The sequence below is a fragment of the Pseudomonas sp. MWU12-2319 genome (genome assembly GCF_023242525.1).
Lineage (GTDB): Bacteria > Pseudomonadota > Gammaproteobacteria > Pseudomonadales > Pseudomonadaceae > Aquipseudomonas > Aquipseudomonas gingeri_D.
Genome location: NZ_JALJES010000006.1, coordinates 348,571 through 373,664 on the forward strand (window position 1 = coordinate 348,571; position 25,094 = coordinate 373,664).

Here is a 25,094-nt window from a genome sequence, read left to right on the forward strand (position 1 = left end):
GCGAGGTTCGATACCCGCCCTCAATGACTTCCAATCGGTGAACTATAACCGTCCACAGGTATCAGACTAGCCAGCGTCAATTAAAAACAGTTCCCATGACCAAGGATGACCATCATGACTGTAGATATCAGCAACTTCGACATCGCCACACCATTGCCGACGTCAGCCACCAACCCGGTAGCGCTGGAGCTGAACGGTACCAAGGCTCTCGCAGAGTGCCCTACCGTAATAACCCGGCTGCCAGATGGATCTATTCAGCTCACGGCCCCTACCAAGGGGGCATCCAGCAAGAGTACACATCGAACGCGCTGCGAATGGAAAGAGTCGATTTACTGGACCCTGCTTAGCGCCGCCAACCACTGGAACCGGCAAGAGATGACACTGGTGAAGGTAAACTCGGCTCAGAAGGTCGTGGTTTCACAGATGCACGTTCAGAACGATGTAGACCCGGCAATCAAGGTGTTTTGGGAGAAGAACTCACTCACTTATGCATTTCGAAAGGAGTACAACGGTGCCGACCCAACGCCTGCATTTCTACTGGGTAACGTTGCATTAGGTGCGAAGTTCAAGGTGAGCATCCATAGTAACTCTACGGGCGCGATTATCCTGAGTGCCAGTAGCGGCGGTCAGTCCGCCTCCTCTCCAACGCTTCAATTGGGAAGCTCCTGGCTGTCCAAATCCTTCGATTTCCATGGAGGGATTTATAATCAGATTGACTATACGGATGCCACACCGTCAACCGACGGCTCAATTTGCATTATCAGCCAACTGTCCGTGACTCACATTTAATCTGGCATTAGCCGCAGCCCAATACTGCTCTATTCGCTGGATGACCGAACCTTTTTGTTACCAATTGGCCCGCGTACATCAGACTGGAGCAGCGAGAAGAAAATCCGATGCTTGCGCCACCACGCCGGCCGTCAGGCATGCCGGACTGATCAGGGGCCAGTAACGACTTCCGGCCGGTCAACGTTATTAAACGGGACCTGTCCGCCGAAGCGTCCTCAGGTCCGATCTTGATCACCAGGGCCCTGCTCTCATCTCTTCGGCGGCGGAGGAGCAGAGGGGGCCGTTGGCCTAACAACGGCTCTGGGAAGTGGATTTTTGCCGTCATGCGCAATGCCCTTTCGTCCGGACGCTGGCATTGGTTGAGGCGCTTTACTGGTCATTTCTCGTCCTCTATCTCTTGATCAAACTCTACCCATTGTACCTTCGAAGCGTCGATAACCAAAAACTGCGCACCACAATGATTTTGCCCCCCTCGCTCGTCAAGCCAGGCGGGGTTCTGGATGACAAATTGCCCCTGGGCCGGCTCATTGGGCCATTCCGAAGGCCATCCATAAAGGCGGCGCTCGTCATTCAAATGCAAGACTACAAAGCGCGGATATCTCGAGAAGGTGCTGTACCACTCGTTCGGGTATGAAGTCTGCTCAGTGATATCGCGGCTCCTTAACCAACTATGCAGTTTATCGCTGGTGGCGAGACAGCATGAAAGCAATCCGAGTAAAACGGATATCATGAAGGACCAAAATGCCTCGGCTTTTGCGTCCCATTTTCCAATTGCCAGACCCTTCGATCCAACCCAGAGGCATAGCGCGCCAATTGCAAGCACAACCCCGTGCACAACAAATGTAAAAATCAGCGCCTGCACTATTTGCCCGAAGGTATCAGGCCGTTTAAAGGCGGTTAGCGAATAGAAGATCCAAGCGGTTAAGAAGCCCGGGATCAGGTATTGCAGCAGAGGTATCACATCTTTTACGAGATCATCCATTTGCGGGTAGCCACTTGCATTCGGACGCCTGTAATACTCCACTAAAAATCAAATCACCATCAATCCACAAGACAGAAAAGCACTCCAAGAAATATCACTCAACAAAAGGAGAATTATCTTACGGTCAAATCAACGTAGTAGAATGCGGCGAAAATATTTTTCAAGCGCCATAAAACAGTGAGAACATATTAATGAGCAAGTTTTTTGATGCACTAATGGAAAGTGTTCAGAAGATAGATGAAATCGTGCGAGGTAAATGCGATCCTCCCCGTCAATGAAGTCCCCATAAGCGGAATCACCTCTATCCAAAGAGGTTGCAGAGGGTCTGGGTCTTGGCCGCATGACAAATGATGAGCTGGCCCGGCAGTTGATTGCCGGGCCAGTGGCACGCTACAGCGGTGCGCAGGACAGCATTCTTAAGGCGCTTTACATACTTTCGCAGCAACCGGATCGTTCGGGATAAACGAATCCGGCGCCCCCGGCTTCAGGACCACATACCCACGCCGCCAGGGTTGATCGTCGACCAGATTCCAGCGATGCCCCGAGCCGGTATTGTCTTCGGCGACCAGTACTTCACCCGGATGCAGGGTGAATTTCTCACCGGTTTTGGTCACGAACGCCAGGGTACCGGACAATGTAATGACGTACTGAGGCTCCGGGTCCTTGTGCCAATCAAAGGAGGCATGCGCCGGGGTTTGCTTGAAGTGAATGGCGGTCACGTCGTTGCGCATGTGCTGGTCGATGGTCCCTTCCAGTACGTGGGAGTTGTTATCCGCGCCAGTGCAGAGTTTGAATGCCTTGATGGTATCGGTGGTGGACGTAGCCGCTTGTGCGCCACCCAAGGTAGCGAGGGTGATTGCGACGGCACCCGCTGTGCGCAGGCTAAGCCTGCCCAGACAGTGAATGACCGTGTGCTGCGGCGAGCGTTTCTTCTGAAGCATGGAAGCCATTTTCCTCGTGCTGAAGTAGCGTGATTGGCGTTTACCATGGACCATGGTCCATGCCATAGCGGCGCGGGACAACTAACAAATGTTTCATTGGTGTAGGAAGTTGGTAGGGGCATTGCGGGGTCATCACAAACCAGTCGATTACCCCGACCTCACTGTTGGCCTTGATAGTCACCGAAGCATCAACGCCGCGTTGCTGGAGGATGGAGCGGCCCTGGGCGACTACGTGTGGTTTAGCAAGAGCCAATCGATTTCAGCCCGACCAAGCGCCGGGCTTTTCGTTCTCATCCATTTGTCGGGTCATTGAGGACCATTACCCACAGGCCATTGACGCCCCGTCCCGCTAAGCGTTCAATTTCATAGCAGTTGATACAAGGAGGACACCGCATGGCAAAAATAAAAATCCTGGCGGGGGATTTCCTTGAGGGATTTGCAATACTTGAGCCCGGCTTCATAACTATACAAACTGCTGTGTATCCGTGGCCTGGACTTAAGATTGCCACCTCCGAAATACTCGACATCAGGATTATCAGTGAGGCCTCGTACCGGGACGTATCGAGTGCTGTTGGTCTGGGGCTGGCTGGAGCGTTGGCTCTCGGCCCGATTGGAGCCATGGCCGGCGTGATGCTGGCTGGTGATGAGATCGAGCTGACCTTTTCGATGCAGCTAAGGGATGGGAGGTATCTTCTCTGCGCCGCCGATAAGCGTACTTATTGCAATATTGAGGCAGCAATAGGTAAGCGAGCAATCACGAAAAATTTCCAATAGCGTTGAATGCGCAACGCCCTTGAAGCCCGGCCCAGCGCCGGGCTTTTTTGTTCAACCTTATTATTATGAGCGTGACGTCCTCAGAGTGCCTGAAGAGTTGCAGGTTGCTTGGCCACTCGACCGAAGAGATGACGAAAAAGGTCTATCGTCGGGTTGGCGAGATCGTCAATCCAACGAAATGACGTCGAGTTGTGGAAGCGATGGCTATAGTTGCGGAAGCGATTGCCAAATAATGGGCATTAAAAAAGCCCCGTAAATCGTTGATTTACGGGGCTTTGAATGGTGGAGGCCGAGGTCGGAATCGAACCGGCGTAGATGGATTTGCAATCCACGGTAAAATCTTTATTTATCATAAGTTTAAGAGAAGTTCAGTTCCGCAACCAAATTTTTCGGCTGCTCTGAAAGCCTTTAAATGTAAGGGGCAAAACTTTGGTTGCGGAACTGATTTTGCCCTACAATCTACGGCGCCCTCACGAGCGAACAACCCCCATCATTCAATAAGACACCGCCACTACTGCGCATAGAAGCGGTCCCAATTTGCTCGATCCTATTCAGCTTCATTCCGTCCTGCACCATGTCGATGATTTCACGTCAAGCAGTCGCAGGAACCAGATCTGGCCCGGGGATGGTTTGACCGGGCCACAGCCGAGGAGCGTACCGAGCAGATGGTACTTGCTCCAGGACAAAATCGCCGATGCGTTTAAGTAGTTTCAAGTGGACAAAACAGTGGGTAACATTCGCAACCATGTGCCGGAACTGATCTCGCCAAAAAGCGAGATTACTGACGGAGCTACAAGGGCAACAGCTGATAACTCCGTATACCATCAAACCTAATTAAGCTTTTTCATAACTTGAGGGTAAAGATGATTGGTTTCGGAAATCATTTTCCCCATATTCTCAAACTGAAATGATCTATCGTGATCAATTGCAATAACAACAAGCTCATCTGCCTGGCCAAGCAGCATTACCCCGAACCTCTCAATATCCACCGCAGAAGTATGTATATGAACAACTAGCCCATCAAAATAAAACCTTATATATGAATACACTTCATTTTCACACTTTTCCATTTCGCGCTTTATAGGGGCTAAATTATGTGGTGCCCCCCTTGTTGAGATCTGCGTAAGAGTCATGCCAAAAAAGTTAGCTTCGCCGGGATCGTTCTCTAGGATCATTCGACGAATAACTTCTAAATTAGCTTCTGATATTTTCACATGCTTAGCAGCAGAAAGACTTGACTGCCCCCAGCGCCATAGCACTGAAAGAAAGAAAAGCCTCAGCACAGACGAGTCCAGATTTTGAATTTTTCGAATACCCCGCTTTTCATCAAATCTATTCACGACTATCTCTGGTGGAATGTTATCTTCTCCTCCCCACCCACTCCAAACAAGGTGCAGGCGACGAAGTTCCTTTATGCCTTTATCATCGAGAAGAGAAATAATTTTCTCTCCTTTATGTGTAAGTATTTTTTTGTCGTACCAGCTTGTAAATGTTCTAATTGGGCGAGTCCCCTCGCCAGCCTGAATGAAGTAGCTACCGGGAACCGCAGGTGCGGTAAACGCCAATGGATAAAGGTGAGACTTCGCAAATGTGCCTGTTGCACCTGTAAGCAAGCATTTTCCGATAGCCATTTACAACGTACTCCTCTGAGAAAAAAATATAAATAGTATATCTGGATTCCGAATTTTTTTTCAGCCATTGCTTGAGGCAGTACTCAATGGATTATTTGGATCTAGACCCCTTTTCAATTTCTCTAACATACGCCTGACAAGCTGCAAGCGCGATCAATCCCCGGTCGCTGTCATTGGTCGCGCATAGGGCGTGTCCTCCATGAATCACGCCGCCGGAGCCGGTAATGGCTGGCACCGCGCCCCGTCACTGGAAACATCGACGACGGACCCGACACGGTACCCTCCGTACCTTGCCGCTCGCATCCTCGATTGGCGTGTTGTCCAGATAGATATCTCGGTTGGCCGGCCCCCCTTCGAACTTGCTCTCACCCAACGCAATCAGGATCTTGGCCAGATTGGTCGAGTGCAGGCTGTCGGACGCTTACACAGGCGACTTAGGGTTACTCTCTCCACCCTTGACTCCGCGAATTTCGAGATTACGTGTTCCGCCCATGCTTTTCTCCTGGCAAAAAAAACGCCTCATGGACGGCTTTACGCGATTTGGTGAGTCTACAATTTTGGAGGTTCAGCATAACTAACATCCATCAGAATCTCGGCCTGCCGGCTGAGCAGCTCTTTAATGATAGCTTTCTGATCGTTCTCTACATTCATGTACACGTTCATTTTGCTCGCCCCGCGCTGGCGGAGAGGAACACCAAGCAAGTTTCCGCTGCAGCAATACCTCAGCAAAGATAGACCCTTTTCAAGCAACTGCTCGAAGTCGGCCCATTGCTCCAACGCCCGTAGGTCATCGTCCTTTGGGGCGTGGAGATATTTTCCAAGCCTTTCACCCACCGCCCTTAATTCAGGTGTAATAGGTGTGTACTTACACAGCATCACTGGGTGCCCGTCTGAAAACAACTTAATATTAACTTCCTGTACACAGCCTGCAAAAGCCTGCTCCACTTCTCTTCCAAGAACAGCAATTTGCCATCCCTGCTTCTTCTTCTCCGTTACATGTTTTTGATTTTCTAAGTATTCACGGTATCGAGATTCGATGCCGAATCTCAATTCAAGCGCACTATAAAAGTAGTATTCAGCTTCCTGTTTCCCCCGTGCGAAAAGCTTTTCCCCACGAGAGAGGTGATTCGACGCCCCCCTAAAATATTTATTTGCTTGCATGGTCGCACGCTCAAAAGAACGAAATCATACCTTGTCTTCGGCGTAAATCGAGGCCGAGATGATTGCACCACCCATCGCCCATCTCCGATGCATCGGCTCCGGGTTGTCGCTGGCTGTGGTGCTCTTGGCGCTGCTTGTCGGGACAGATGCTTTAATTCAGGCCTGATGCTTTCGGGCTTAGGACGCAGCCAACCAGCATCGCAATGCCCGCTGGCGCCTGGGCCGGGCACCAGATGCACAATCCTTATTTCCCATGTTCTGGAAAGCCCGAGATCATTTTCCTAATTGCGGAAGATCGCGAATCGCATCCCCAGACGATCAAGGCGCTTATCTCTTTCTCGAAACCTTCAAGCGCGCTCTTTCAGCACCTTGAAGGCCTCTCAGGCCAGGCTAGAGCCCATCGTCTGATCCAGAAGAAGGCCGCGGCGAACAGGGCAGCTTTGTGATCATCATCGCCGATGCCCAGGGCGGCATGGTCGATATTCACGACCGGCGTCCAGTGGTTCTGACGCAGGACCTAGCACGGGAATAGCTCGATCCGGCAACATTCAAGAAGCGCGCCGAGCAGATGGTGCTGCACGAGAGCGAGCCAGCCGAAGCATTTGATCGGTTAAAGGTCCACCCGGGCATGGGCAATGCGCGAAACCAAGAGTCTAAGCTGGTAAAGCCGATCTAAGGCTACTTTCCCTGCGGAACCCGACAGTTCACATAAGCTTCGCTCTCAGTCTTTACTCCATACGCAAAGCAGTCAATTGCTAAGAATTCTTGTATATTCGCGTTCGATAAATCACGCCAGCATGGCCGGCGAGTCGCCGCTAAAAGAGACGTTTAGGGAGATGGCATGGATCTAGGCCTGATGGGAGAAAGCGTGTTTACGACGATGTGCGCCGGGGCTGGGTTGACTCCGAATAAGTCTGGAACGTCAGACGCGACAGGGTGGGATTATGTGGTTGAGTTTCCAATCCCGGCAAAGCGCGGCGCCTTAGATATGCATATATCACCCTGTGAATGCAAAGTTCAAGTAAAATCCACAAATAGCCGCGGCAAGAGAGTGTCCTTAAAGCTGTCTAATCTTCATAGGCTGGTGGTGTCACCGGTCCCTACATTCGTGGTTTTTTTTGAGTTTGATGGGCGTGAGTTTCCCAGCAATGCCTATCTGCTGCATGTCGATGAGGGCTTGATAACAAAAGCCCTCAAGCGAGTCCGAGCGGAAGGTAGTGAGGCAAAACTAAATCGCCTCACGATGGTGGTTAGGTTTGACGAATCACACCGTCTAACTAGCGTCACGGGACAGGCGCTGAAATCTAAAATTATGGAATACATCGGCCTTGATCTACCAAACTACGTTGCCTCGAAGGCTAACCACCTCAAATCGGCTGGGTTTGAAGATGGCTTCGCCAAAGTCACCTTTGGCATCAACAACGAAGATCTTGAGGCTTTTGCCGACGCCGCGATAGGTCTAAAAACAATCGCGAAACTGCAGAGCTTCCGAAGCGTGTATTCCAGGTTCGGAATCCAGGACGATGTACCGTTTGCTGATTTTGAAGTAGGTAGCTTGGAGCTGACCGAGGTTGTGCCACATAGCACCGGGACTTTGCGGTTTAGGCAACACGCATTCGCTCCCTGCGTGGCCTTTTCTATAAAACTTTACACATCGCCATTTTCTAATCACCCGAATCCCCGCCTTTCCAGATCCCGAATTGCAGGAGAGTTTTTCGACCTTTTCTTCAGCAAGGCGTCTACTGAGTTTTCGCTTCATATAGAACCGGGTCAAAGAAAACCCATTTCTAAATTAAAACAAGCGCTGAGCCTCATGGAGCTACTGACGGTCCCGAAGAGGAAGATTCTCTGTGAATTTGAAAGGAGTGACGGGCAGACAGCAGAGTTCAGCTTTGAGACAGGAATGAACGAGTACGAATATCGTCCCGACTTTCTAGAGGACGCTGAACAGGCCGAGAAGCTTGCCGGACTATATGGCTTGGGCGATGAGGTCTCTATCTCGCCGCACGATTTACGGGTTTTTGGTCCGGCGATTAACTGGTTTATCAAACTTCTGGATGGCAAGGAGAGTGGCGGCGCATTTTCGTTTAAGTCCGCCCCAGAAAAAATGCCGTCGGGAGCACTTAAGCCAGTTGCGTGCATCTTCACGCGCTCACTATTAGTTGGAGACCATAATTTTGGGGCTGTCTGCGTGGTCACTGGAACCCCAGAGCGCAGTGATGAAGAAGATTGCGTTCTGCAATTTGATCGAGTCCTCATTGAGCAGAAACTCGCGATACGCTTGGGCGCCCCTTTTGACGAGGTGGCTTTTGAAGCTCTTATGGATGAGATTAAGTCTAAATACGCTGAGCATTATGTGGTGATGCAGATCGATACGATAGATGTGGAGCCTCACGATTCGTATTGACACTGCTCGGAAGATTCAATGCGACTTTGTCACTATTTTTTATACGAACTAAGGTCACTGCCCTTGGGACTGCCCAATATTCGCCGCCGACGCGCACTAGACCTAGTAGGAAACTCAACCGACTCAGATAATTCCAAGGAACGCATTGTAAAACCGATCGTACACTCCTTTTTTCTGAAAGATAATTTCAAAGCCCTTCAGGTCTTTTTCAATTTTTGCATGCAGTGGAATCCTCTCTTTGATATTTTTGCGAACAAAAAACCCCTTATTATTGCGCTGATAAATCCCTGCCACATGCAATGCCATTAAAACTGCTGCATCAAAGGATGAAAGCTTAAGCATCATGCCCGCGGTAAGAGCATCCAATCTGGCAGCGTCAGGATACAGATCAAACGCCAAGAGATCTGCAGGTCCGTCGGAATACCCTGTGGATTTTTTAACGATGGTAAACAGAGCGTGATGGAAGCCATCTATGTACTCGACAACAGCCGGATCAATGGCCATGGTTCACTCCTGCCTAGGGTGCAATGCCAGCCGCCTAAATGATTAAGTCATTTGCTTTTTTGAGTATTATACATAACGTTCTCGGAGAATTCTGATAAAAACACCTGCCGCACAGACCAGCAGCTACCCAAGCATATTCTCTCATGCTAGAGCAATCGCTCCAAGGCCACTGGTTCCCAGTTCATAATCACCAACTCACTACTGACATCGGCCTTCCCCTGCCGCTGGTTGGGAATGCTGTAACGAATATCCAGCGTCTCGACATGAAAACCCTCGAACACTCGCCGAATGTCTGGGTGATCATTGATGCTTACCATCACCCTTCCTTTGCAGCACTGCATAAAACCCGCCATCTGCTCGTAATTCTCGAACGGGAATTCGACCCCATAGCCAACGGTCTGCCAGTAAGGTGGGTCCATGTAGTGAAAGGTGTGAACGCGGTCATAGCGTTCAGCACATTCAAGCCAGGGCAGATTTTCGACGTAGGTCCCCGACAGACGCTGCCAGGCGGCCGAGAGGTTTTCTTCAATGCGCAAGAGGTTGATGGCCGGACCGGTCGTGGCGATACCAAACGTCGGCCCTGACACCTTGGCAGCAAACGCATGGTGCTGCAGATAGAAGAATCGGGCGGCGCGCTGGATATCAGTGAGGGTTTCGGGGCGCGTCATCTTCTGCCACTCAAACACCTGGCGAGAACTGAGCGCCCACTTGAACTGACGCACGAACTCTTCAAGGTGGTTCTGCACCACACGGTACAGGCACACCAAATCGCCATTGATGTCGTTGAGGACTTCGACCGGCGCGGCCTGGGGGCGTAGGAAGTACAAGGCAGCGCCGCCAGCGAAGACTTCAACGTAACATTTGTGAGGTGGAAAGAGAGGAATGAGGCGGTCGGCCAGGCGGCGCTTACCGCCCATCCAGGGGATGATGGGTTCAGACATGTGCAAGCCTTTTCTGTAGGGAATATCAGGTGCTAGGCTCACATTGCTTCGCGCGAGGCGAGGAGCCTTGGCTGGACTTGCAGGCGAGTTCTGCGGGTTCGGCGACCAGGTCGGGTGTTGGCGCATCCGGTCTGGTCGCTCCTTTATGTCTATTGATGGAGTGCTTTGACATAACCCTGGCAGGCCGCCAAGGCGATCAATCCCCTGTCTCCCTCATCGGTGATGCCGATAATTCGTTGAGCATGCGCTGGGTCAAGTTGGGCTCGCGGGGCTCCATGAACCACGCAGCCGGAGGCGGTGGTGGAAGACATTGCGCAGCTGCGGGAATCAGTTGCCTCGAGGAGGACTGACAACCGCAGGTCAGCAGTAGCCAGGCGATCACGCAGGCGTGTTTGGGTACGTCGAGCATCGGTCAGGACTCGTTGATGGGTCTGGTCACTGGCCTGCATTCGCTGCTCCAGGGCCAGGCGTTTGTCTTGCTCGATACGTTGCTGAACGGCAGCGGCCCGGGCTATCTCGTTGAGAGTGTTGGTATGCAGGCGCCCCAGCTGCTCCAGCCTTTCGCCATAGCGCCAGCTTTGGACTTGCCACGTAGCAAAACCGGAAGCCACCATCAGCGACGAAACAACCAGGGCAGAACCGCCCCACTTCAGGAACAGCGGACTCACGTCAGCACCTGCAGCGCCCGCTCAAACAACACCAGTCGCTGGTCCGCACCGTGTGGTTTCTTTCCCGGCCCACCGGTATTGATGATGCTACCGATATCCTTGAACGCACCTTTGTCCGCCAGCGAGTTCAAGCCATGGACGAACCAATACCAGGCCGCCGACATCGCAGCATACCGTGGCTGCTCCAGCAACTCCGGGAAAGCAATCAGATCAAGGCCAAGGTCATCACCGCAGGCCCGATAGTTGTCCTTGCCGGTTACCTGGATAAGCCCCCGCCCACGATACCGCCAGCCGTCACCAGGCTCGGTATTCCCCATTCTCTGGCCATAGGCGATGCTGGCGATCAGCTCAGGCTGGTAAGCGACTGTGGCTGCTAGTTCAGCATCAAAACGGCCCGGCCAACTCCTCTGCAGCGTCTGGGCGCTGTAGCTCAGGTTCTCGACCATCTGAGTCAGGTGCGCCGACTCGTGTCCGACCTGGGCAATAAAGGCAGCAATACGAGGCAAAGTGACGATCTGGTAGCGGCACATCGCGGTATTGAGGATAGGAACAAAAACGCCGGCTTGTTGGCCGGCGTTCGAGAGAATTTGCAACAACTGCTGCTGCGTGATTGACATATTGATTGTACTCCTAATCCAAAATACAGTGGCGGGTGTACCACCAAAATTTAGGATTTTAGAGCCTGGATGATAAAGGCACAAACAGTCACAAACGCACCGCCAAATATTATGACACGGTCCAGGCTATTAAACAGTGTGCCAAACCTCTTGCTTCGTGCATCAAAATAGATTAACCAGAGCCTCCACACGTAGTCTAGTGACGTGTGAGGATGAAGCGCACTGGTAATTGACAGATATTTAAAGAACTTAGAGAAAATCTTGTAGATTTCACGCTCAGTTAACCTTGAAGGCTCCTTGTACATACCGATAATAATATTATCCTCAGTCATCGTCACCACATCTGAAGAATAGGGAGACATGAATACTGTGACGCCACCGGTAGGAGATTGAGAGAACCAAAGAGCCGCGCCTTTTTCAAACCGCACCTTTTTTTTGGGTTTCTCATCCTCGATATCAATCGCATTCAACCCCAAAAACCTTGTGCCGCAGCCAATCTGTATCTGATTGAGCCTCTGTGTAATATAGAACTCCTTTGCATCCTCGTGAATTCCGTTAAGAATAAAGAGTGCCCCGAACTCATTTGCGTACGGCGACCCCTCGACATCCCGAAAAATCCGCCTGATCCTTTCCTCCATGTCGATCCACATTACCCGGCGCACTAAGACACGATCCCAATCTGATGCCATTTTCTTGGCGTATTTCTCAAGCGATTTCATGATCACCTCCCAGAAAGCCCACAATCCTACTCGCTGAGAGGCGCTTTGACATCACCCCCCCCCCGCTAGCACTCAATCGAATGCACTTTCAGGGCGATGGTTTGGTACAAGTTTGGCAGTGCTGATAGAGGTGCCATCCCCCCCCTTCAACGACCGACTACAAGTAAGTTGACTCGAAATGACGGATCAGGATTTATATTGGATGAACTGAGATAAACCGTGACAGCATCGAGCGCAGAGTCCGTGCTGATGTTAAAGCCAATATTGGGGCCTGACGGATTTCCCAATACGCTGGGTAGCGTAATCAGGTGTTTTTGTAGAGGTATCGGCAACGGCACGATACGACTGGTGGATGGTGCTATATCAAACACCATCCACTGAACGACAAAACCACCCAAGCATCTCGGCAAGATGAAGCCATCATCGGTATATGAAAAACCGAATAACAATTTTTTCGGTGAAACAAAGGCCTCGTCGCTCTCCCCCGCCTCGACCTCATCCTGAGTCGCAACGCGCGTCAGTCCCGCTACAGTTTCAGTCGCCTGAGCCACCCAGGCCCGTATCGTCTGGAAAACTCGTAGTGGTGTCATTACCTTACGGTCGTTTTCGCCAGCTACCGCCTCCTCTTCCGTGGCCAACACTACCAAGCCAGGCTTATCGGGAGTGGCCTCGACCGGCAGTTCGGGCAGCCCCTGCTCGACGAGACGGATGATCGCACTCTTGAGTTGAGTGTTATCAGTTTCGTCTGGAAGCATGCCGGATGCTTCGATAACAGCCAGAATTTCATCCGTGACGGCATTACCCCAGGTTGCCGGAATCAATGAACCCACTTGTCCGGTCGAGGTGTTTTCGTCAACAAACTTTCCTCCCACCAACCCCACGTTAGGCACGCTTTTCGGATAGTCCATAATTCATTTCACTCACGATGTTGTTTCGAGCCAAGAGGCTCAGCGCCCGACAACAAGGACGGCAATGTTCTTGGTCTGCCCCTCATTAAATAAGCCCGATGAATATAAAACGCTGACCGTTTCCGAAGAGGTTTCCGTATAGATAGCCCCCCCTTGACGAAGTCCGCCTGGATCCCCCTCCATGGATGTCCAAGTACCCATGTGCTGAGTGATACTCATCGGCAGGTTGAGCGTCACGCTCGTCTGCACCAGCAGGTTTTCAACTCGAACGAGCTGAAAAATAAATCCGCCCCAGCGCGCTGGCAGCGCGAATCCTCCCGGTACCCTCCTGATGCCGAACAGCAGCGTTTTCGAGGTGATGAAAGCGCTGTCATTTACACCACCATCGACTTCGCCCTGGGTGGCCTTTCGTGCCAAGCCAACCACCGTTTCACTGCACAACATCACCAGCTTGCGGAACGCCTGCAATACTCGCAGTGGTGCCGAGGACTTGAGCGCATCGCTACCCTCCTCGGCCTCTACCTGATTGGCCAGCGCAACAAGCCCGAGCTTGTCGGGAGTGGCTTGCTCGAAAGACGGAGGAACCCGGTCCAGGATGATCTTCAGGATCGCGGCTCTGAGCTGGGTGTTGTCACCTTCGGTGGGCGTCAGGCCCTGGCTCTCGATCACGTTGAGAATTTCATCGGTCAGGGCATTACCCCAAGCCGCCGGCACCAAGGAGCCAACCAACTCGGTAGACGGATCCTCATCGACAAAACGGCCATTGACCAGGCCAACATTAGGGACGCTCTTCGGAAAGTCCATCAGGCACTCCGTAGTTGATGTATTCGAGGGCATGGGCTGGGGCGGCACGGTGGATGACACACTCCAAGGCGCCGCTGGGGTTGACGCCAAAACGCTCGCCCCAGTAGCTGGCACCGAAGCGCCGACCGATGCGCTTGCGCGGGCCGGTGTGCAGGGTCCACATGAACTGCGCGTGCCAGGTACCGAAGTGCGCCTTGCCTAGCCGGGTACGGCCAAAACGCGGCGCTCGAAACTCGGTGACACTGGCGTCGTGATAGCCCTGGCTGATCGCCAACTCAACGAAAAAGCGCGGTGTCTGCCCGCCCACTTCGGTCAACCGTCGACGAACCGCCAGTTGCCGATCCTCGAAGGTCGGCTCATCGCCCAGGCACGGATCGGGCAGGCCCATAACACGCTCCCAGTCGGTCACCAGTTCGCGAACGGTGCCGGGATCGCTCTCGGCCAGCAGGTCCGCCAGCCGTGAATCTTCCCGGGCCAGTTCCTGGGCAGTGCCCAGCAGGATGGGGCGCAACTCAGGAACCCGCTCGATGTCCCAGGCCGGGCCAGGCGGCAGCAAAGCAAGGAGCTGCTCGTAGTAATCGGTGGCATCTCTTATCGCCATTGGATGCCTCCAAACGTCAGCAGACCATTGGCCATGGGGGTGACGTCGGTGGCAGGGCTGATCAACTGATGATCTCTTTCCCCCGTCGCCCCGCTGATGGCTTCGCCAATATGGGTCCACAGCAGTACCGCGCCGAGATCCGCCTCACGCAGATGCAGGTCGATCAGGGCATCCTCGACGGCCAGGCGGACCGCGCTGCTGTCCGGGACCACCTTGATTTCGTAGGGCACCGGCTCCTCGACCGGTGCAAAGACGCCCAGCTCGGCGGTGACCGGACGCTCCTTTTCGATGTAGTCATAGGCCTGTTTCAACGCTTCATCGCCGGGGATCGGATTGAGGTCGCCATCGCGGACGATAAACACCCCAACTGACCCGGGCCCCATCCAGTGACGCCGTACCCAGGCCCGGGTAACGCCAGGGACCTCCAGCGCCCAGGTCTGATAATCGTCGGCACTGCCTCCATGGGCGACGACCTTATACGAGCGAATCACCCGCGCCCGCAGGCTCTCCAGGCCTTCCTGATCGGTGCCTCCCTCCAACCCTGGGGCAAGCACAGTGAAACGTTCAGCGATACCCAGTACTGGCGAAATGAGTTTGAGCACGCTGCTGGCCGGCGCGTTGCCCAGCACACCCGGCTCCACGGCCTCGATCTTGGCCACACCGCTCGGTCCAATCAGGGTCACCGACTCACGGACCCGATAACGCAACCCCTCCTCGCTTTGCAGCAATATCCCTTCATCGAGGACGGCCGAGACACTCCCGGTAAACCGCGCCGTGCCACTGGCCGCCACCGCCGGTAGGCGATCGCGCTTGAGGCGAATCCGCGCCATGCGGATCAGCGTTTCCTCGTCGGCGGTATCCGGCAGAATCTGGTCGGCGATATAGAGTTGATGGCCATAGCGTCCATAGGACGCAGCGGCATTGACGCGAGCCAGCACCTGCGCATCGGAACGCAGTAACGCGGTGGCACCGCCCAGGTCATTTTGTGCCCGGCTGATCAGCGCGGGTAGGCTTGGAGTTTCAAAAGGCATGGAGAATCAACCAGAGGTTGTCGAGGGTGATGGTGATCGGATCGCCGTGGCGCTGGCTCAGCACCACGTGTAGGTCAAGGCGGCCGGGGCCGCGTCGACTGGTAACGGCGATGTCGGTAATACGATCGTCCTCGAGCATCCAGGCCAGTGACTCGCGGGCATAGTCTTCGGCATCGCGCTGGGTTTGCGCGGTCAAAGAACGGCGGCGCAGCAGCCACAGCCGGGAACCGATGCGGTCGTTGGCCAGAGTCGGGAAGCTGTCGCCCCACCAACCATGGCACTCATTATCGTCGAGCGGATCGTCAGGTCCTGCCCGGCGCCAGGTCAGCAGACTGATGACGGCCGCGCGGTGCCAGGCACGGTCGAGGTTGTCGCTGTTGAGCAGCGCCATCTCAGCCTCCCACCGGTTTGTTGGTCATGCCGGGGCCGTTCTGCACGTTGTCGTGGACATGCTCCTGCTGGCTGATGCTGCCGGCAATCTGATCGCCATCCGAGACAATCCGCCCAGTGGTACTCAAGGTCGGTGTGTCGAACTCGACCGAGGTACTGGCATTGATCCGCATCGTGGTGGTGTTGATTTCGACCTGCTCGGTAGCCTGGATACGCAGGGTGGCGGTGGTGATCTCGATCTCCCGGCCCCGCTTGAAATGCAGGGTGTCCCCCTCGTCGGTATACAGCGCCACCTCACCGCTCTGCAGGCCCACCAGTCGAAAACGCCGATCCGCGACGCAGACGATCACGCCGTGGGACCGATCGCCGCCGAGAAAGGCCGCGAGGGCCTCGGCGCCCGGGTGCGGGTTGGCGGTAAAGCCATAGGGCTCGAAGTGCTCCATTCCATCCTTGGTTTCGCCTGCCAGAAGGCGCATCTGCAGCGACTGCAATTTGCTGTCGGCATTGACGAGGCTCACCAGTCCGCGGGCCAGCAATTTGGTGAACCCGCTCATGGTTTGTCCTTGTAATCGGCGGGCAGCAGGTACTCGAAGTTGTCGGCCTTGCCGCCTTTCTTCAATTTGCGTGCGCTGTGGGGATCTTTAGGTTCCGGCTCGAAGGCTTCTGGCGGCGCCACGGTGAGCGTGGTCACAGTGCCGTTTTCGTCCAGGTGGTATTCGATTTCGCTGATGATCATGTCGCGATCAAAACCGATCACGGGGTCACGCACAGCCACCACCATGTTGACCTTCCACAGCTGGCCGTTGGATTGCCGCCAGCCCTGCACGGTGTAGGTCGTGGTCAGCGCCTCACCCATTCGGCTGCCGCGCTCCCAATTGGCCCGCGCGGCAGCAAGCTCCGGGGTGATCTGCCCGCTTTCCTGCAGCATCATCACCCGCTTGCGCGGCGCCCGTGGGTCGCTGACGCTGGCCTGCACTTCCGAGGCCTGCTCGCCGAAGCTGTCGTCGGTACCAGCCCGCTGACCCAGCACCTTGTAGTCGGAGAACACCCCGGAGAAATCCAGAGGCGCGGAACCGGTAAGAACGTTCTCGCCCAACTGCAAGGCATCGACTGCGCGTCCGGCGCTACCGGGCCGGACGATGATCAGTCGGCCGCTGGCATCGTCGGTGGAGAGCAGGCGCGAAAGGGTCAACAGGCGGTCGATGGACTCGAACACTGTTTCACCCGGCTCGATGCTGTGCTCGGTCAATTTCGCGGTATCCGGCACCTCGCTGACCACCTGGATGCCATAAGGCTCGGCCAGCGCCTGCACCACCTGCTGCACGCTTTGCCCCCGCCACTGGCCCGGCTGGTTGATCGCAGCACAGTCCACCAGGTCGGCGGTGCGCGAGCGCCCGGCAATGCTGCGAGTGACGTTGGTCGCATCGTAACGAACCGGTGTGGCGAAGATAAAACCGCTCAGCACCAGGTCGGCGCCGATGCGTACCTCGCAGGCGGCGCCTTGTTTGATCGGGATTTCGGTGTCCTGCCCGGGCCAGCGCCAGGTCACGTCGAGGTTGAAGTCACGGGCCTGGCGCTCGATGCCGGCGCTTATACTGACTTTCTTCCAGCCAGCGTAATCCAGGCCGTCGACGCTGAGCGTGACGGCATTGGCTTGATTCATAAGGGGATCGTCTTTGCAAATAAGTGACGGTTGATTTGTACGGCAGGCTGCCGTACGATTTCATCAGGAGGACAACACTATGCCTACAGCTATCACTACCGCCCGCCTCGAAGCGCGAATCAGCACCGATCTACATGCGATGCTCAAGCGCGCCGCCGAGCTTCAGGGGCGCACCATGACCGATTTCGTTATCGCCGCCGTCCAGGACGCCGCGCAACGTGCCATCGAGCAAGCGGAGGTCATCCGCCTGTCGCTGGCCGATCAGGAGTGCTTTGCACAGGCACTGCTGTCGCCACCGGCACCGACGCCAGCCTTGGAGCGTGCCTTCGCTCGGCGCAGCAAGTTGTTGCGCCCTGAATGAGCAGCGCAACATTCCAGCTCGCGCCACTCGATGCTGCGCATGACCGTACAACGTTCAGCAGCGGTTCCGCCCCCCTGGACCGCTACGTGCGGGAACAGGTCACCCAGGACGTTCGCCGTCGCGTGGCCGCTTGCTTCGTAGCCGTGGCAGACGATCAGCGCATTGCGGGCTATTACACCTTGGCGTCGGCCAGCCTGCTGCTGGCCGATCTTCCGGCCAATGTCGGCAAGAAACTACCGCGCTATCCGACCGTGCCAGCGGTTCGCATGGGGCGCCTGGCCGTCGATCAAGCGTTCAAAGGGCACGGTCTGGGCGGTGCGCTGCTGGCCGATGCGCTCGACCGTGCTGCCCGCTCGGAGATTGCCGCCTATGCCCTGATGGTGGACGCCAAGGATGAGGGAGCAGCAGCCTTCTACCGGCATCACGGTTTCATCCCTTTGCCAGATTCGCCGCTCACCTTGTTCCTGCCTCTGGCAACCGTTCGCCTGAGAAATCCGTCATAAGGGTTTACTCCTGAGCGACTTGCAGCGGGATCGGCGGCAGGAAGCCCGGATGTGCAATGCGATTGCGCGAGATGATTTCAGCGTCACGGGTAGCATCGGCAAAGCGCTGGTAAGCCAGCACCACGGCGGGCAGGCTCTGTTTTGGGGTGACGTAAACCAACCGCACTCCCGAGGCCGCGACCGCCGTCAGGTGCCGTTCCAGCAGCTTACGCACCTGTTCCAGCTGCTCAAAATGGGCATGGGGAGCAGTCATGGCCGAGTCCCACAGCACGCTACTGATGGCGGTCCGCAGGGCAATCACATCGTCATACACAGGCACCTCGGGCCGCTGAATCGGCGACGCCGCTTGTTGTTCGACGGTGGGCACACCAGGCATGGGGGTCGGTGCCAGCACCACCGGCATCGCAGCCGCCGCTCGCACGATGTCGACGAGCAACGCATCACGCACCAATTCATGGGCAGCCTTGAGTGTTTTGCCGGTGTCGGTGGTCATGGGAGGTGTCGACGTGCCGGGCAACAGACCACGAGCGGCATCAGCCTTGGCTGTCATAGCCCGTTGTGAGCCGGCGAAACTGGAAAAGTCCTCTCGGCTGCTGGACAACTGAGCCCCCAGCAGCGCCCCGAGGCTGTTCGGCGCGTGGGTCAACATATCGGCCAAAGTGACCACTGAACCAATCACTCCGGTCAGTTGGCCGAACTCCTGCTGAATAGCCTGCTGAACCCCGGCCAATCCGTTCTGCAACGCCGAAGCATGCAGACGCGCGGCGTTGACTGAAGCCATTGCCGAACGGTACTCGGATAGCAGCGAATCCAGCAGGCTGTCCGAGGCATCGTCCAGTTGTCGACCTGTATTCGGCACACCGGCCGGATATCCCTTCTCACCGCCTTCGACGAAGGTCAGGTCAAAGCGCACCACCCCACCCTCGCGGCGCTCGTGACTGACCTGGCACTCGCCGGCCAGCGTCACATCAAGTTTGCCGAACCACGGATGAACCAATACGCCCTGGCCTTCCTGATCAAGGGCCTGCAACAGCTTGTCGCGCCGCTCAAAGCAGTCGTCCCCCACCACGAACGCCGTCAGCCGGATAGTACGGGTCCTGCTGCCCAAGTCCTCGACAAAGGGTTTATCACGTTGGGGGTATTCGTGTACCTGAGTGCGCCGGCCGACCGGGGTGCCTTCGTTTTCGACATAAAACGGCACGCCACGAAATGACGCCGATTGAAGTGCATCGCGCCAACTCGACATGCTGTTTATCCTCGTTGCGAGAGTCCGCGGTAACCGACCTTGCTGGTGACGTCCAGGCCAGGTTGGTTCGTTTGAGTCGACTCGACGCGGAGATTCGACGGAGCATTTTCAAAGCGAAAGACCATCGAACCCTGCAGGTCGGTACGGTTGTTGGCCATGGTTTGTTGGACCAGGCTGCCGGGCGTCACCTCGCCGGGCCTGCGTAGCAGCCGGTTGACATCGCCGCGGCTCCGGGCAGCAATGTCCTGTGCCAGATCAGCCTGCAGAAACGCGCCGGTTCCGCCGCCTACGCCGGCATTGCGAATACGTTGTTCTTCAGCAAACGCATTGGCCCGATTGGTGGCCGTTTTGATCAGGCCTTGCCCCCCATCATCAATGCCAAGCCACTTCATCATCGGTTCCAGAATCGGCTTGACCTTATCCCAGAGGCTTTTGAAAAAAGCCGTGATCGGCTCCCAATGCTTGATGATCATGCCCAACGGCGACCAGTCAAACATCATCTTGAGGAAATCGAAAACCGGCTCGGAGATAGCCAGCAGCACGTTCCAAACCGCCTTGAATATCTCGCCAAGCGGCTCCCAGTACTTGATCACCATGCCAATAGGTGTCCAACCGAACATGTACTTGAGGAAGTTGAACACCGGTTTGGCCAACGCCACCACCACATCCCAGATCGCCTTGAACAGCTCGGTCAGCGGGGCCCAGTTCTCCATGATCGGCCCGATCGGCGACCATGAGAATGCAGATTTCAACCATTCCCACAGTGCCAGGGCCGGGCCTTTGATTTTTTCCCAGATAGCCTTGAAGAAAGGGACAATCGTGCCCCAGTTCGCCACAATCAACCCCACCGCCAGGGCAATCAGCGACGCGATTCTGATCATGGGGTTGTTGTTAAGCAATGGGTTAAGGACCTTGGTGCCAAGGATCACTGCCCACACGCCAACACTCATCGCGGTGAACGCCGCACTCGCCGCCACGATGCCGCGGACCAGATTCGGGTTGTCCTTGATGAACATCGACACTTGGTCAACCAGCGGGCGCAACCGGGTGACGATGGCATTGATATCGGGCAACAGCGCGTCGCCGATCGACCTCGACACATCATCCGTCGAGTTGCGCAACAACTGCAGCGCGTTAGCCGTGGTGGCGGCCCGCTTCCTGTACTCGTCCTCCATGGACCCGGCGTATAGCGAAGCGTCGCCGACTTTTTTCAAATTGCTCTTGAGCAGATCCAGCTTCGTCAGCAAGGGAGCGATGGCGGTGACCGACTCGCCTCCGAACAGTTTCATGATCAACGCCGGTCGGGCGTCAGCATCGACATCCTTGATTCGGCCGAGGATCTTCAGCACGGTGCCTTCGGCATCTTTTTGCATGTCCTTGGCGACCTGCTTGGAATCCAGACGCAGTGCTTTGAAGGCCATCGACTGGGCCTTGGTCACCGCCCCACCCTTGGTCAGCGCCAACATGAAGTTCTTGATGCCCGTCGCGGCGACATCCTGCTCGACACCGACACCCGCCATGGTGGCGCCCAACGCGGCAATGGAGCCAGAGGCCAGCCCAGCCATCTCGCCCAAGGGGCCGATGCGCGTGACAATGGCCGAAATCTGCCGGGTATTGGCCGGCCCGGTATTGCCCAGGTAGTTGATCTTGTCGGCCAGGTCGATCACCTCGTCCTGGGTCATGGTGAAAGAGGTTCGCCACTTCGCCATCATCTCGCCGCTCTGCTCAGCGGTCTGATCGAAGGCCACGCCCATTTTCACAGCGGACTCGGCAAAGGCCTTCAATTGATCGCGGGCAAACCCAGCTTGGCCGCCGGCCGCGTAGATCCTGGCGATATCGGTTGCCGCCATGGGCAGACGCTTCGACATCTGTGCCACGTCATTGCTCATCTGTTCGAACTGCCCAGGCGCGTCGAAAGTGACCACCTTGCGCACGTCCGCCATCGCCGACTCGAAATCAATCGCCTTCTTGGCACCGAGAATAAACGGCGCAGCCAGGACACCGCCGGTCAGCGCCTCCTTGAAGCCTATCCTGCCGAGCCCGGTATTGTTGAGCTGCTTGCGAAAGCTCGCCACGTTCTTGCGAATACCCGCCAGGGTCGGTGACAGCCTGTCATTGCCGGTAATCAGCGCCTTGAGCTGAAACATCGCTATACCTGCTGCAGTTCATTGATCCGCTGGGCGTGCGCTATCGCCTCGGCGATAAGATCCAGCGGCCGAGCCATCATCTGTTCCGGGTCGACCTTCCAGAACCAGGCCAGGTCGTAGGCGACGGCCATCAGCTCGACGACGTCGCCGACGCCGCACTCATGAAAAAACCGGTGACCGTCCAGCTCAAGCTGTTGAGGTCGGACAGGTCCAATTGATTGACCGAGGACGGAGGGATACCTGCGCAGACCGCGATGTATTTGGCGGCCACCTCCATGTCGAGGCTGATGTCCTCGTTCTTGTCGATCTTGTAGGGCAACGCCTTGATGGCACGAACCTCGGCGACAGTGGGCCGACGCAGCTCCAGCTCGGTCAGCTCTTCGCCGTTGGCCTGGATCGGGCAGGCCAGTGTGTGGACGGGGTTGTCGGTCATTGCCAATCACCTTCGATACCGTTGAATTGAATGCTGACCTTGCCGTCGTCACCCGTGGTGTTCAGGTCGTCGACCACATAGGCACCGCTGAGCACGTAGACCGTGCCGTTTTTGAACTCGGCGGTGACCGTCATGCTGGTGGCCGTCGCCAGTTTTTTGATGGGAAAGTCCGGGGTGTGCACGGCGTCGACCTTGATGAAAGGCACCACGTCGTCTTCTTTGAAATAGCCTTTGACGATGGTCTCGCGCTTGACCTTGGCCAATGGCGCCTCGACGCCTCCAGTGATCACCAACTGCTGTCCGTCGGCCTTGATGTAACAAGTGCCTGCCACTTTCTGGCCCATGGGGGGTCTCCAACTGAAAAGCCCGCACAAAGGCGGGCCGGGGAATAAGCGAAGCCTCAGGCGGCTTCGGGGTACTGATGGCGGAACTGATAAAGCAGCGCAAAGACACGCAGTTGGTTAACCAAGTCGGGCGGGAACAGCACATTGATACGGTTGGGGTTCTGGCTATCGCGCTCGACAATCAGGTATTCCTGGAACAGCTCCTTGTTTTCGACGATAGCCTCGCGCTCCAGCTCACCGTAGGCCGCCACCAGTTCCCCGCGAATCACCGCCGGCGTGACAACGGCTTGGCCGGGACCGAAGCTGGTGCCGTCATTAGCCAGCTTGTGGCGGCCGTACTTGCTGGTGATGCGGCTGCGCAGAAAGCGCACCACATACGCCGACTGATGCAGCGGCTCACTATCCAGATAGGAGTCGTCAGGCTGGCCGTAAGCATTGCGCTGATACGTGGTGATCGCACGCTGGATACGATAAGCACCACCCGAGTAGTTGGCCGTGGCAATGCCCTTGCTGAGCAGTGACTGGCTTTCGGTCAGCATAAAACGCTCGCTGGCCGGGGCAGGATCGATGCTGCCCAGCTCTCCGGTCTGCGTCGGCCGCGCCGGGTCGGCGCTGATAAACACTGCCGTGCGCGCAGCATACTGGGCCGCCACCTCCCACACCGGTTGCGGTACCGTGGTTTCGAAACCATGCACGGTCATGTGCGGATCGTTGCGAGCCATACCAGTAGCCACCAGCTGGCCGAGCGTCCCCCGCTTGGCGCTGTAGACGTGCCCGTAAATCTGCTTGGCCCAGGACCAACGGCCGGCGCTGTCATCCATGGTGATTTGCCAGGCGTCTAGGGTATCGATATCTGCCCAAGGCTGGCAGATGAACTCGAACTCTTCATCGCCCAATGCAGCCAAGGCTTCGACCATATCGGGCGTGCCGAGGCCTCCGGCCATCGGGGTGATCATGACGGACAGACCGGCCGGCGTCATTTCACCGTTGGCCCGGCCCAGGCGGTTCAGGATCAGGGTGATGTCGTTACCCAGCTCACCCGAGAACTTGCAGGTCAGTGTCACGGTACTGCTGGCGGCTTTGGCTATGACAGGTAAGTCGATGGCAGCATTGATGCTGTTGCTCAGGGCTGTCGCGGCCGCCGCCGCGGTGGTTTGCGCCCGGACTGCGACCCTCACTCGCTGGCCACCGATATAAAGGCTCAGCGTCCCGCTCGTGGACGCAGTGCCTGTCAGGGTGATCGTGCCTTCGGCCGGAGCCGCATTGCTATCGGCCAATTTCAGCGGCAGACACCAGAGCTCGCCAACGATATCGATTTCCCGGTGCCGGGCATGCATGGCCGCCAGCATCGAGCCGTCGCCACCGATCGCTCGCGCATCACTGGTACGCGCCATCAGGGTCAACCGGCCGATTTCATCGCTGTCCGCCGTGTCGTTGACCTGGGCCACAATCAATCGCCGAAAGGTGCTGGCACCGCTGTTGGCCATCGAGTTATCGACCTCGGCATAGAACAGCGGTACACGCACATCGGCGGGGATGTTGTTAAAGCTTACGGCCATTGCGCTTTCCTCCTATGGATTGAGACCGGACCGGCTCCGGCTCGAGCATCGGCGGCTCGATGGGCTCGGATGGTTCGGCGGATTCGTTCGGTGGTTCGCCAGGGACAACATCCCACTCGCGCAACCGCCTTTGCCAGTAAGGGTCATGAGGGACCCAGGCGCCGGCCTCGGGGAGCAACGTCCCGTCCTGTGCAGGATCAGGTACGGCACGCTGGGCCGCGGGTTTCAGGTAAAGGGTGTTCACGTCGGCCAGTCCTCTCGGGTTTGGATTTCAATCCGGCCGTCCGGGCCGGTAGCCGCCAGATTCGGGTCAACCAGTGGGTCGATAAAGTCGTAGGCGATATCGATCCCTTCCAACGACGGTAGACCGTCCAGTTCAAGCTCCACCCAGGTTTCGGGCGGATCGGTGGCTCGGTTGCGCCCCAGTTGGAATTCGGCGGAAAAGCTGTAGCGATAGATCGATCGAGCGCGGTTGATCAGCACCAGCTCGCCCGCTTCGTATTCAATGGGGTCGTAGTCCGGGCCGGGACGCCAGCCGATCAAGGCCCGCCAGAGCTCGGCGCGCAGCTCGTGCAACAGGTCGACCGCTTCCTGGCCGCGCTCGTCCTTGGCGTCGAGCACCAAAATCACGTCGAAGTTATCGCGGATGTTTTGCCGCACGCCGTTCTGCAGGTCGTTATCGCCAGCTCTGTCGCCGATGGCGATGACATAAGCCGAAGGTCTGTTCAGTTGTGCGCTATTGGCGACCGCCTCGAAGTCGATACCGCCGGCCACGCGGTTCTGAAAGCTCGGGCAATACCCACGCAGATGAGCCACGATCGGGGTGATTTTCATGGGTAAGCAAACTCCAGACGTAAAAAACCCCGCCGTAGCGGGGTGGATGGAAGTCAGTGCCGACAGAGACTGATCGGACTTGACCGACCAGTGTGTAGTGGTCAACTAATTCCGGACACCTCGATAGGTAATTTCT

At 56.1% G+C, this 25,094-nt stretch carries 27 protein-coding genes and 5 pseudogenes; 7 read left to right on the plus strand and 25 right to left on the minus strand.

All coding sequences use genetic code 11. The annotated features are described in order from the left end of the window. Positions 1 to 114 precede the first annotated feature (114 nt). Positions 115 to 789, plus strand: coding sequence for a polysaccharide lyase family 7 protein (locus M5C01_RS13030; RefSeq protein ID WP_152739199.1), 675 nt, complete (start codon positions 115 to 117; stop codon positions 787 to 789). 376 nt (positions 790 to 1,165) lie between these two features. On the opposite strand, the gene M5C01_RS13035 is transcribed toward M5C01_RS13030, so the two are convergent. Then, positions 1,166 to 1,771 (minus strand): DUF6338 family protein, encoded by a 606-nt coding sequence (locus tag M5C01_RS13035; RefSeq protein ID WP_152739202.1) that lies wholly within the window; start codon positions 1,769 to 1,771, stop codon positions 1,166 to 1,168. A gap of 416 nt (positions 1,772 to 2,187) precedes the next feature. Continuing rightward, positions 2,188 to 2,712, minus strand: a complete 525-nt coding sequence (locus M5C01_RS13040; RefSeq protein WP_152739205.1) for a hypothetical protein — start codon at positions 2,710 to 2,712, stop codon at positions 2,188 to 2,190. 393 nt (positions 2,713 to 3,105) lie between these two features. Between M5C01_RS13040 and M5C01_RS13045 the strand changes: the two genes are divergently transcribed. Further along, complete coding sequence (locus tag M5C01_RS13045) at positions 3,106 to 3,486, plus strand: hypothetical protein (protein WP_152739211.1); 381 nt, start codon at positions 3,106 to 3,108, stop codon at positions 3,484 to 3,486. Positions 3,487 to 3,581: 95 nt separating this feature from the next. Further along, positions 3,582 to 3,668 (plus strand): annotated as a pseudogene (locus M5C01_RS32970) (integrase); the annotation flags it as partial. 648 nt (positions 3,669 to 4,316) lie between these two features. Here M5C01_RS32970 and M5C01_RS13050 read toward each other — a convergent pair. From M5C01_RS13050 to M5C01_RS13065, 4 genes and pseudogenes are all read right to left on the minus strand, one after another. Further along, positions 4,317 to 5,117, minus strand: a complete 801-nt coding sequence (locus tag M5C01_RS13050; RefSeq protein ID WP_152739214.1) for a hypothetical protein — start codon at positions 5,115 to 5,117, stop codon at positions 4,317 to 4,319. Positions 5,118 to 5,403: 286 nt separating this feature from the next. After that, a pseudogene (locus M5C01_RS13055) lies at positions 5,404 to 5,610 on the minus strand (hypothetical protein); the annotation flags it as partial. Positions 5,611 to 5,666: 56 nt separating this feature from the next. Then, complete coding sequence (locus M5C01_RS13060; RefSeq protein WP_152739217.1) at positions 5,667 to 6,278, minus strand: hypothetical protein; 612 nt, start codon at positions 6,276 to 6,278, stop codon at positions 5,667 to 5,669. Between the two features lie 24 nt (positions 6,279 to 6,302). Next, a pseudogene (locus M5C01_RS13065) lies at positions 6,303 to 6,607 on the minus strand (tail assembly protein); the annotation flags it as partial. Between the two features lie 77 nt (positions 6,608 to 6,684). Here M5C01_RS13065 and M5C01_RS13070 point away from each other — a divergent pair. Both M5C01_RS13070 and M5C01_RS13075 read left to right on the plus strand, forming a co-directional pair. Continuing rightward, positions 6,685 to 6,954 (plus strand): annotated as a pseudogene (locus tag M5C01_RS13070) (SOS response-associated peptidase family protein); the annotation flags it as partial. Positions 6,955 to 7,119: 165 nt separating this feature from the next. Then, positions 7,120 to 8,685, plus strand: a complete 1,566-nt coding sequence (locus M5C01_RS13075) for a hypothetical protein (RefSeq protein WP_152739220.1) — start codon at positions 7,120 to 7,122, stop codon at positions 8,683 to 8,685. 123 nt (positions 8,686 to 8,808) lie between these two features. On the opposite strand, the gene M5C01_RS13080 is transcribed toward M5C01_RS13075, so the two are convergent. The 12 genes and pseudogenes from M5C01_RS13080 to M5C01_RS13135 form a co-directional block, all read right to left on the minus strand. Continuing rightward, a complete protein-coding gene (locus M5C01_RS13080; RefSeq protein ID WP_152739223.1) occupies positions 8,809 to 9,189 on the minus strand; it encodes a hypothetical protein in 381 nt (126 codons plus the stop codon). Positions 9,190 to 9,335: 146 nt separating this feature from the next. Continuing rightward, positions 9,336 to 10,130, minus strand: coding sequence for a DNA adenine methylase (locus M5C01_RS13085; protein WP_152739225.1), 795 nt, complete (start codon positions 10,128 to 10,130; stop codon positions 9,336 to 9,338). A gap of 149 nt (positions 10,131 to 10,279) precedes the next feature. Further along, positions 10,280 to 10,744 (minus strand): lysis system i-spanin subunit Rz, encoded by a 465-nt coding sequence (locus M5C01_RS13090; RefSeq protein WP_152739331.1) that lies wholly within the window; start codon positions 10,742 to 10,744, stop codon positions 10,280 to 10,282. Positions 10,745 to 10,794: 50 nt separating this feature from the next. Next, positions 10,795 to 11,415, minus strand: a complete 621-nt coding sequence (locus tag M5C01_RS13095; protein WP_152739228.1) for a glycoside hydrolase family 19 protein — start codon at positions 11,413 to 11,415, stop codon at positions 10,795 to 10,797. Positions 11,416 to 11,465: 50 nt separating this feature from the next. Then, on the minus strand, positions 11,466 to 12,134 hold the full coding sequence (locus M5C01_RS13100; protein ID WP_152739231.1) for a hypothetical protein: 669 nt from the start codon (positions 12,132 to 12,134) through the stop codon (positions 11,466 to 11,468). 701 nt (positions 12,135 to 12,835) lie between these two features. Beyond that, positions 12,836 to 13,042 (minus strand): annotated as a pseudogene (locus tag M5C01_RS13105) (phage tail protein); the annotation flags it as partial. Between the two features lie 39 nt (positions 13,043 to 13,081). Further along, positions 13,082 to 13,846, minus strand: a complete 765-nt coding sequence (locus M5C01_RS13110) for a hypothetical protein (RefSeq protein ID WP_152739234.1) — start codon at positions 13,844 to 13,846, stop codon at positions 13,082 to 13,084. Continuing rightward, positions 13,821 to 14,447 (minus strand): putative phage tail protein, encoded by a 627-nt coding sequence (locus M5C01_RS13115; protein ID WP_152739237.1) that lies wholly within the window; start codon positions 14,445 to 14,447, stop codon positions 13,821 to 13,823. The genes M5C01_RS13110 and M5C01_RS13115 overlap by 26 nt, the downstream gene beginning before the upstream one ends. Further along, positions 14,438 to 15,478, minus strand: coding sequence for a baseplate J/gp47 family protein (locus M5C01_RS13120; RefSeq protein WP_152739240.1), 1,041 nt, complete (start codon positions 15,476 to 15,478; stop codon positions 14,438 to 14,440). The genes M5C01_RS13115 and M5C01_RS13120 overlap by 10 nt, the downstream gene beginning before the upstream one ends. Continuing rightward, positions 15,468 to 15,863 carry a phage GP46 family protein gene (locus tag M5C01_RS13125; protein ID WP_152739334.1) on the minus strand — a complete coding sequence of 132 codons (396 nt, stop codon included), beginning with the start codon at positions 15,861 to 15,863 and terminating at the stop codon, positions 15,468 to 15,470. The genes M5C01_RS13120 and M5C01_RS13125 overlap by 11 nt, the downstream gene beginning before the upstream one ends. A 7-nt stretch (positions 15,864 to 15,870) precedes the next feature. After that, positions 15,871 to 16,422: a phage baseplate assembly protein V gene (locus tag M5C01_RS13130; RefSeq protein WP_152739242.1), complete on the minus strand. Its 552-nt coding sequence runs from the start codon at positions 16,420 to 16,422 to the stop codon at positions 15,871 to 15,873. After that, positions 16,419 to 17,531, minus strand: a complete 1,113-nt coding sequence (locus M5C01_RS13135) for a phage baseplate assembly protein (protein WP_152739245.1) — start codon at positions 17,529 to 17,531, stop codon at positions 16,419 to 16,421. The genes M5C01_RS13130 and M5C01_RS13135 overlap by 4 nt, the downstream gene beginning before the upstream one ends. Positions 17,532 to 17,610: 79 nt before the next feature. Between M5C01_RS13135 and M5C01_RS13140 the strand changes: the two genes are divergently transcribed. Then, positions 17,611 to 17,892 (plus strand): DUF1778 domain-containing protein, encoded by a 282-nt coding sequence (locus M5C01_RS13140; protein WP_152739248.1) that lies wholly within the window; start codon positions 17,611 to 17,613, stop codon positions 17,890 to 17,892. Beyond that, on the plus strand, positions 17,889 to 18,395 hold the full coding sequence (locus tag M5C01_RS13145) for a GNAT family N-acetyltransferase (RefSeq protein ID WP_152739251.1): 507 nt from the start codon (positions 17,889 to 17,891) through the stop codon (positions 18,393 to 18,395). Before M5C01_RS13140 ends, M5C01_RS13145 begins: the two co-directional genes overlap by 4 nt. Before the next feature lie 4 nt (positions 18,396 to 18,399). Here the strand turns inward: M5C01_RS13145 and M5C01_RS13150 are convergent, their stop codons facing one another. From M5C01_RS13150 to M5C01_RS13175, 7 genes are all read right to left on the minus strand, one after another. After that, positions 18,400 to 19,641 carry a DNA circularization N-terminal domain-containing protein gene (locus M5C01_RS13150; protein ID WP_152739254.1) on the minus strand — a complete coding sequence of 414 codons (1,242 nt, stop codon included), beginning with the start codon at positions 19,639 to 19,641 and terminating at the stop codon, positions 18,400 to 18,402. A 5-nt stretch (positions 19,642 to 19,646) separates the two neighbouring features. Further along, positions 19,647 to 21,788, minus strand: coding sequence for a phage tail tape measure protein (locus M5C01_RS13155; protein WP_152739257.1), 2,142 nt, complete (start codon positions 21,786 to 21,788; stop codon positions 19,647 to 19,649). Between the two features lie 2 nt (positions 21,789 to 21,790). Next, positions 21,791 to 21,919, minus strand: coding sequence for a hypothetical protein (locus tag M5C01_RS32890; protein ID WP_255916940.1), 129 nt, complete (start codon positions 21,917 to 21,919; stop codon positions 21,791 to 21,793). Continuing rightward, entirely contained in the window at positions 21,919 to 22,221 is a 303-nt protein-coding gene (locus M5C01_RS13160; protein ID WP_121141172.1) for a phage tail assembly protein, read from the minus strand. Before M5C01_RS13160 ends, M5C01_RS32890 begins: the two co-directional genes overlap by 1 nt. Then, positions 22,218 to 22,565: a phage tail tube protein gene (locus M5C01_RS13165; RefSeq protein WP_121141174.1), complete on the minus strand. Its 348-nt coding sequence runs from the start codon at positions 22,563 to 22,565 to the stop codon at positions 22,218 to 22,220. The genes M5C01_RS13160 and M5C01_RS13165 overlap by 4 nt, the downstream gene beginning before the upstream one ends. A 56-nt stretch (positions 22,566 to 22,621) precedes the next feature. Further along, a complete protein-coding gene (locus M5C01_RS13170) occupies positions 22,622 to 24,124 on the minus strand; it encodes a phage tail sheath subtilisin-like domain-containing protein (protein WP_152739261.1) in 1,503 nt (500 codons plus the stop codon). Between the two features lie 240 nt (positions 24,125 to 24,364). Next, positions 24,365 to 24,958 (minus strand): hypothetical protein, encoded by a 594-nt coding sequence (locus M5C01_RS13175; protein ID WP_152739264.1) that lies wholly within the window; start codon positions 24,956 to 24,958, stop codon positions 24,365 to 24,367. Between the last annotated feature and the right edge of the window lie 136 nt (positions 24,959 to 25,094).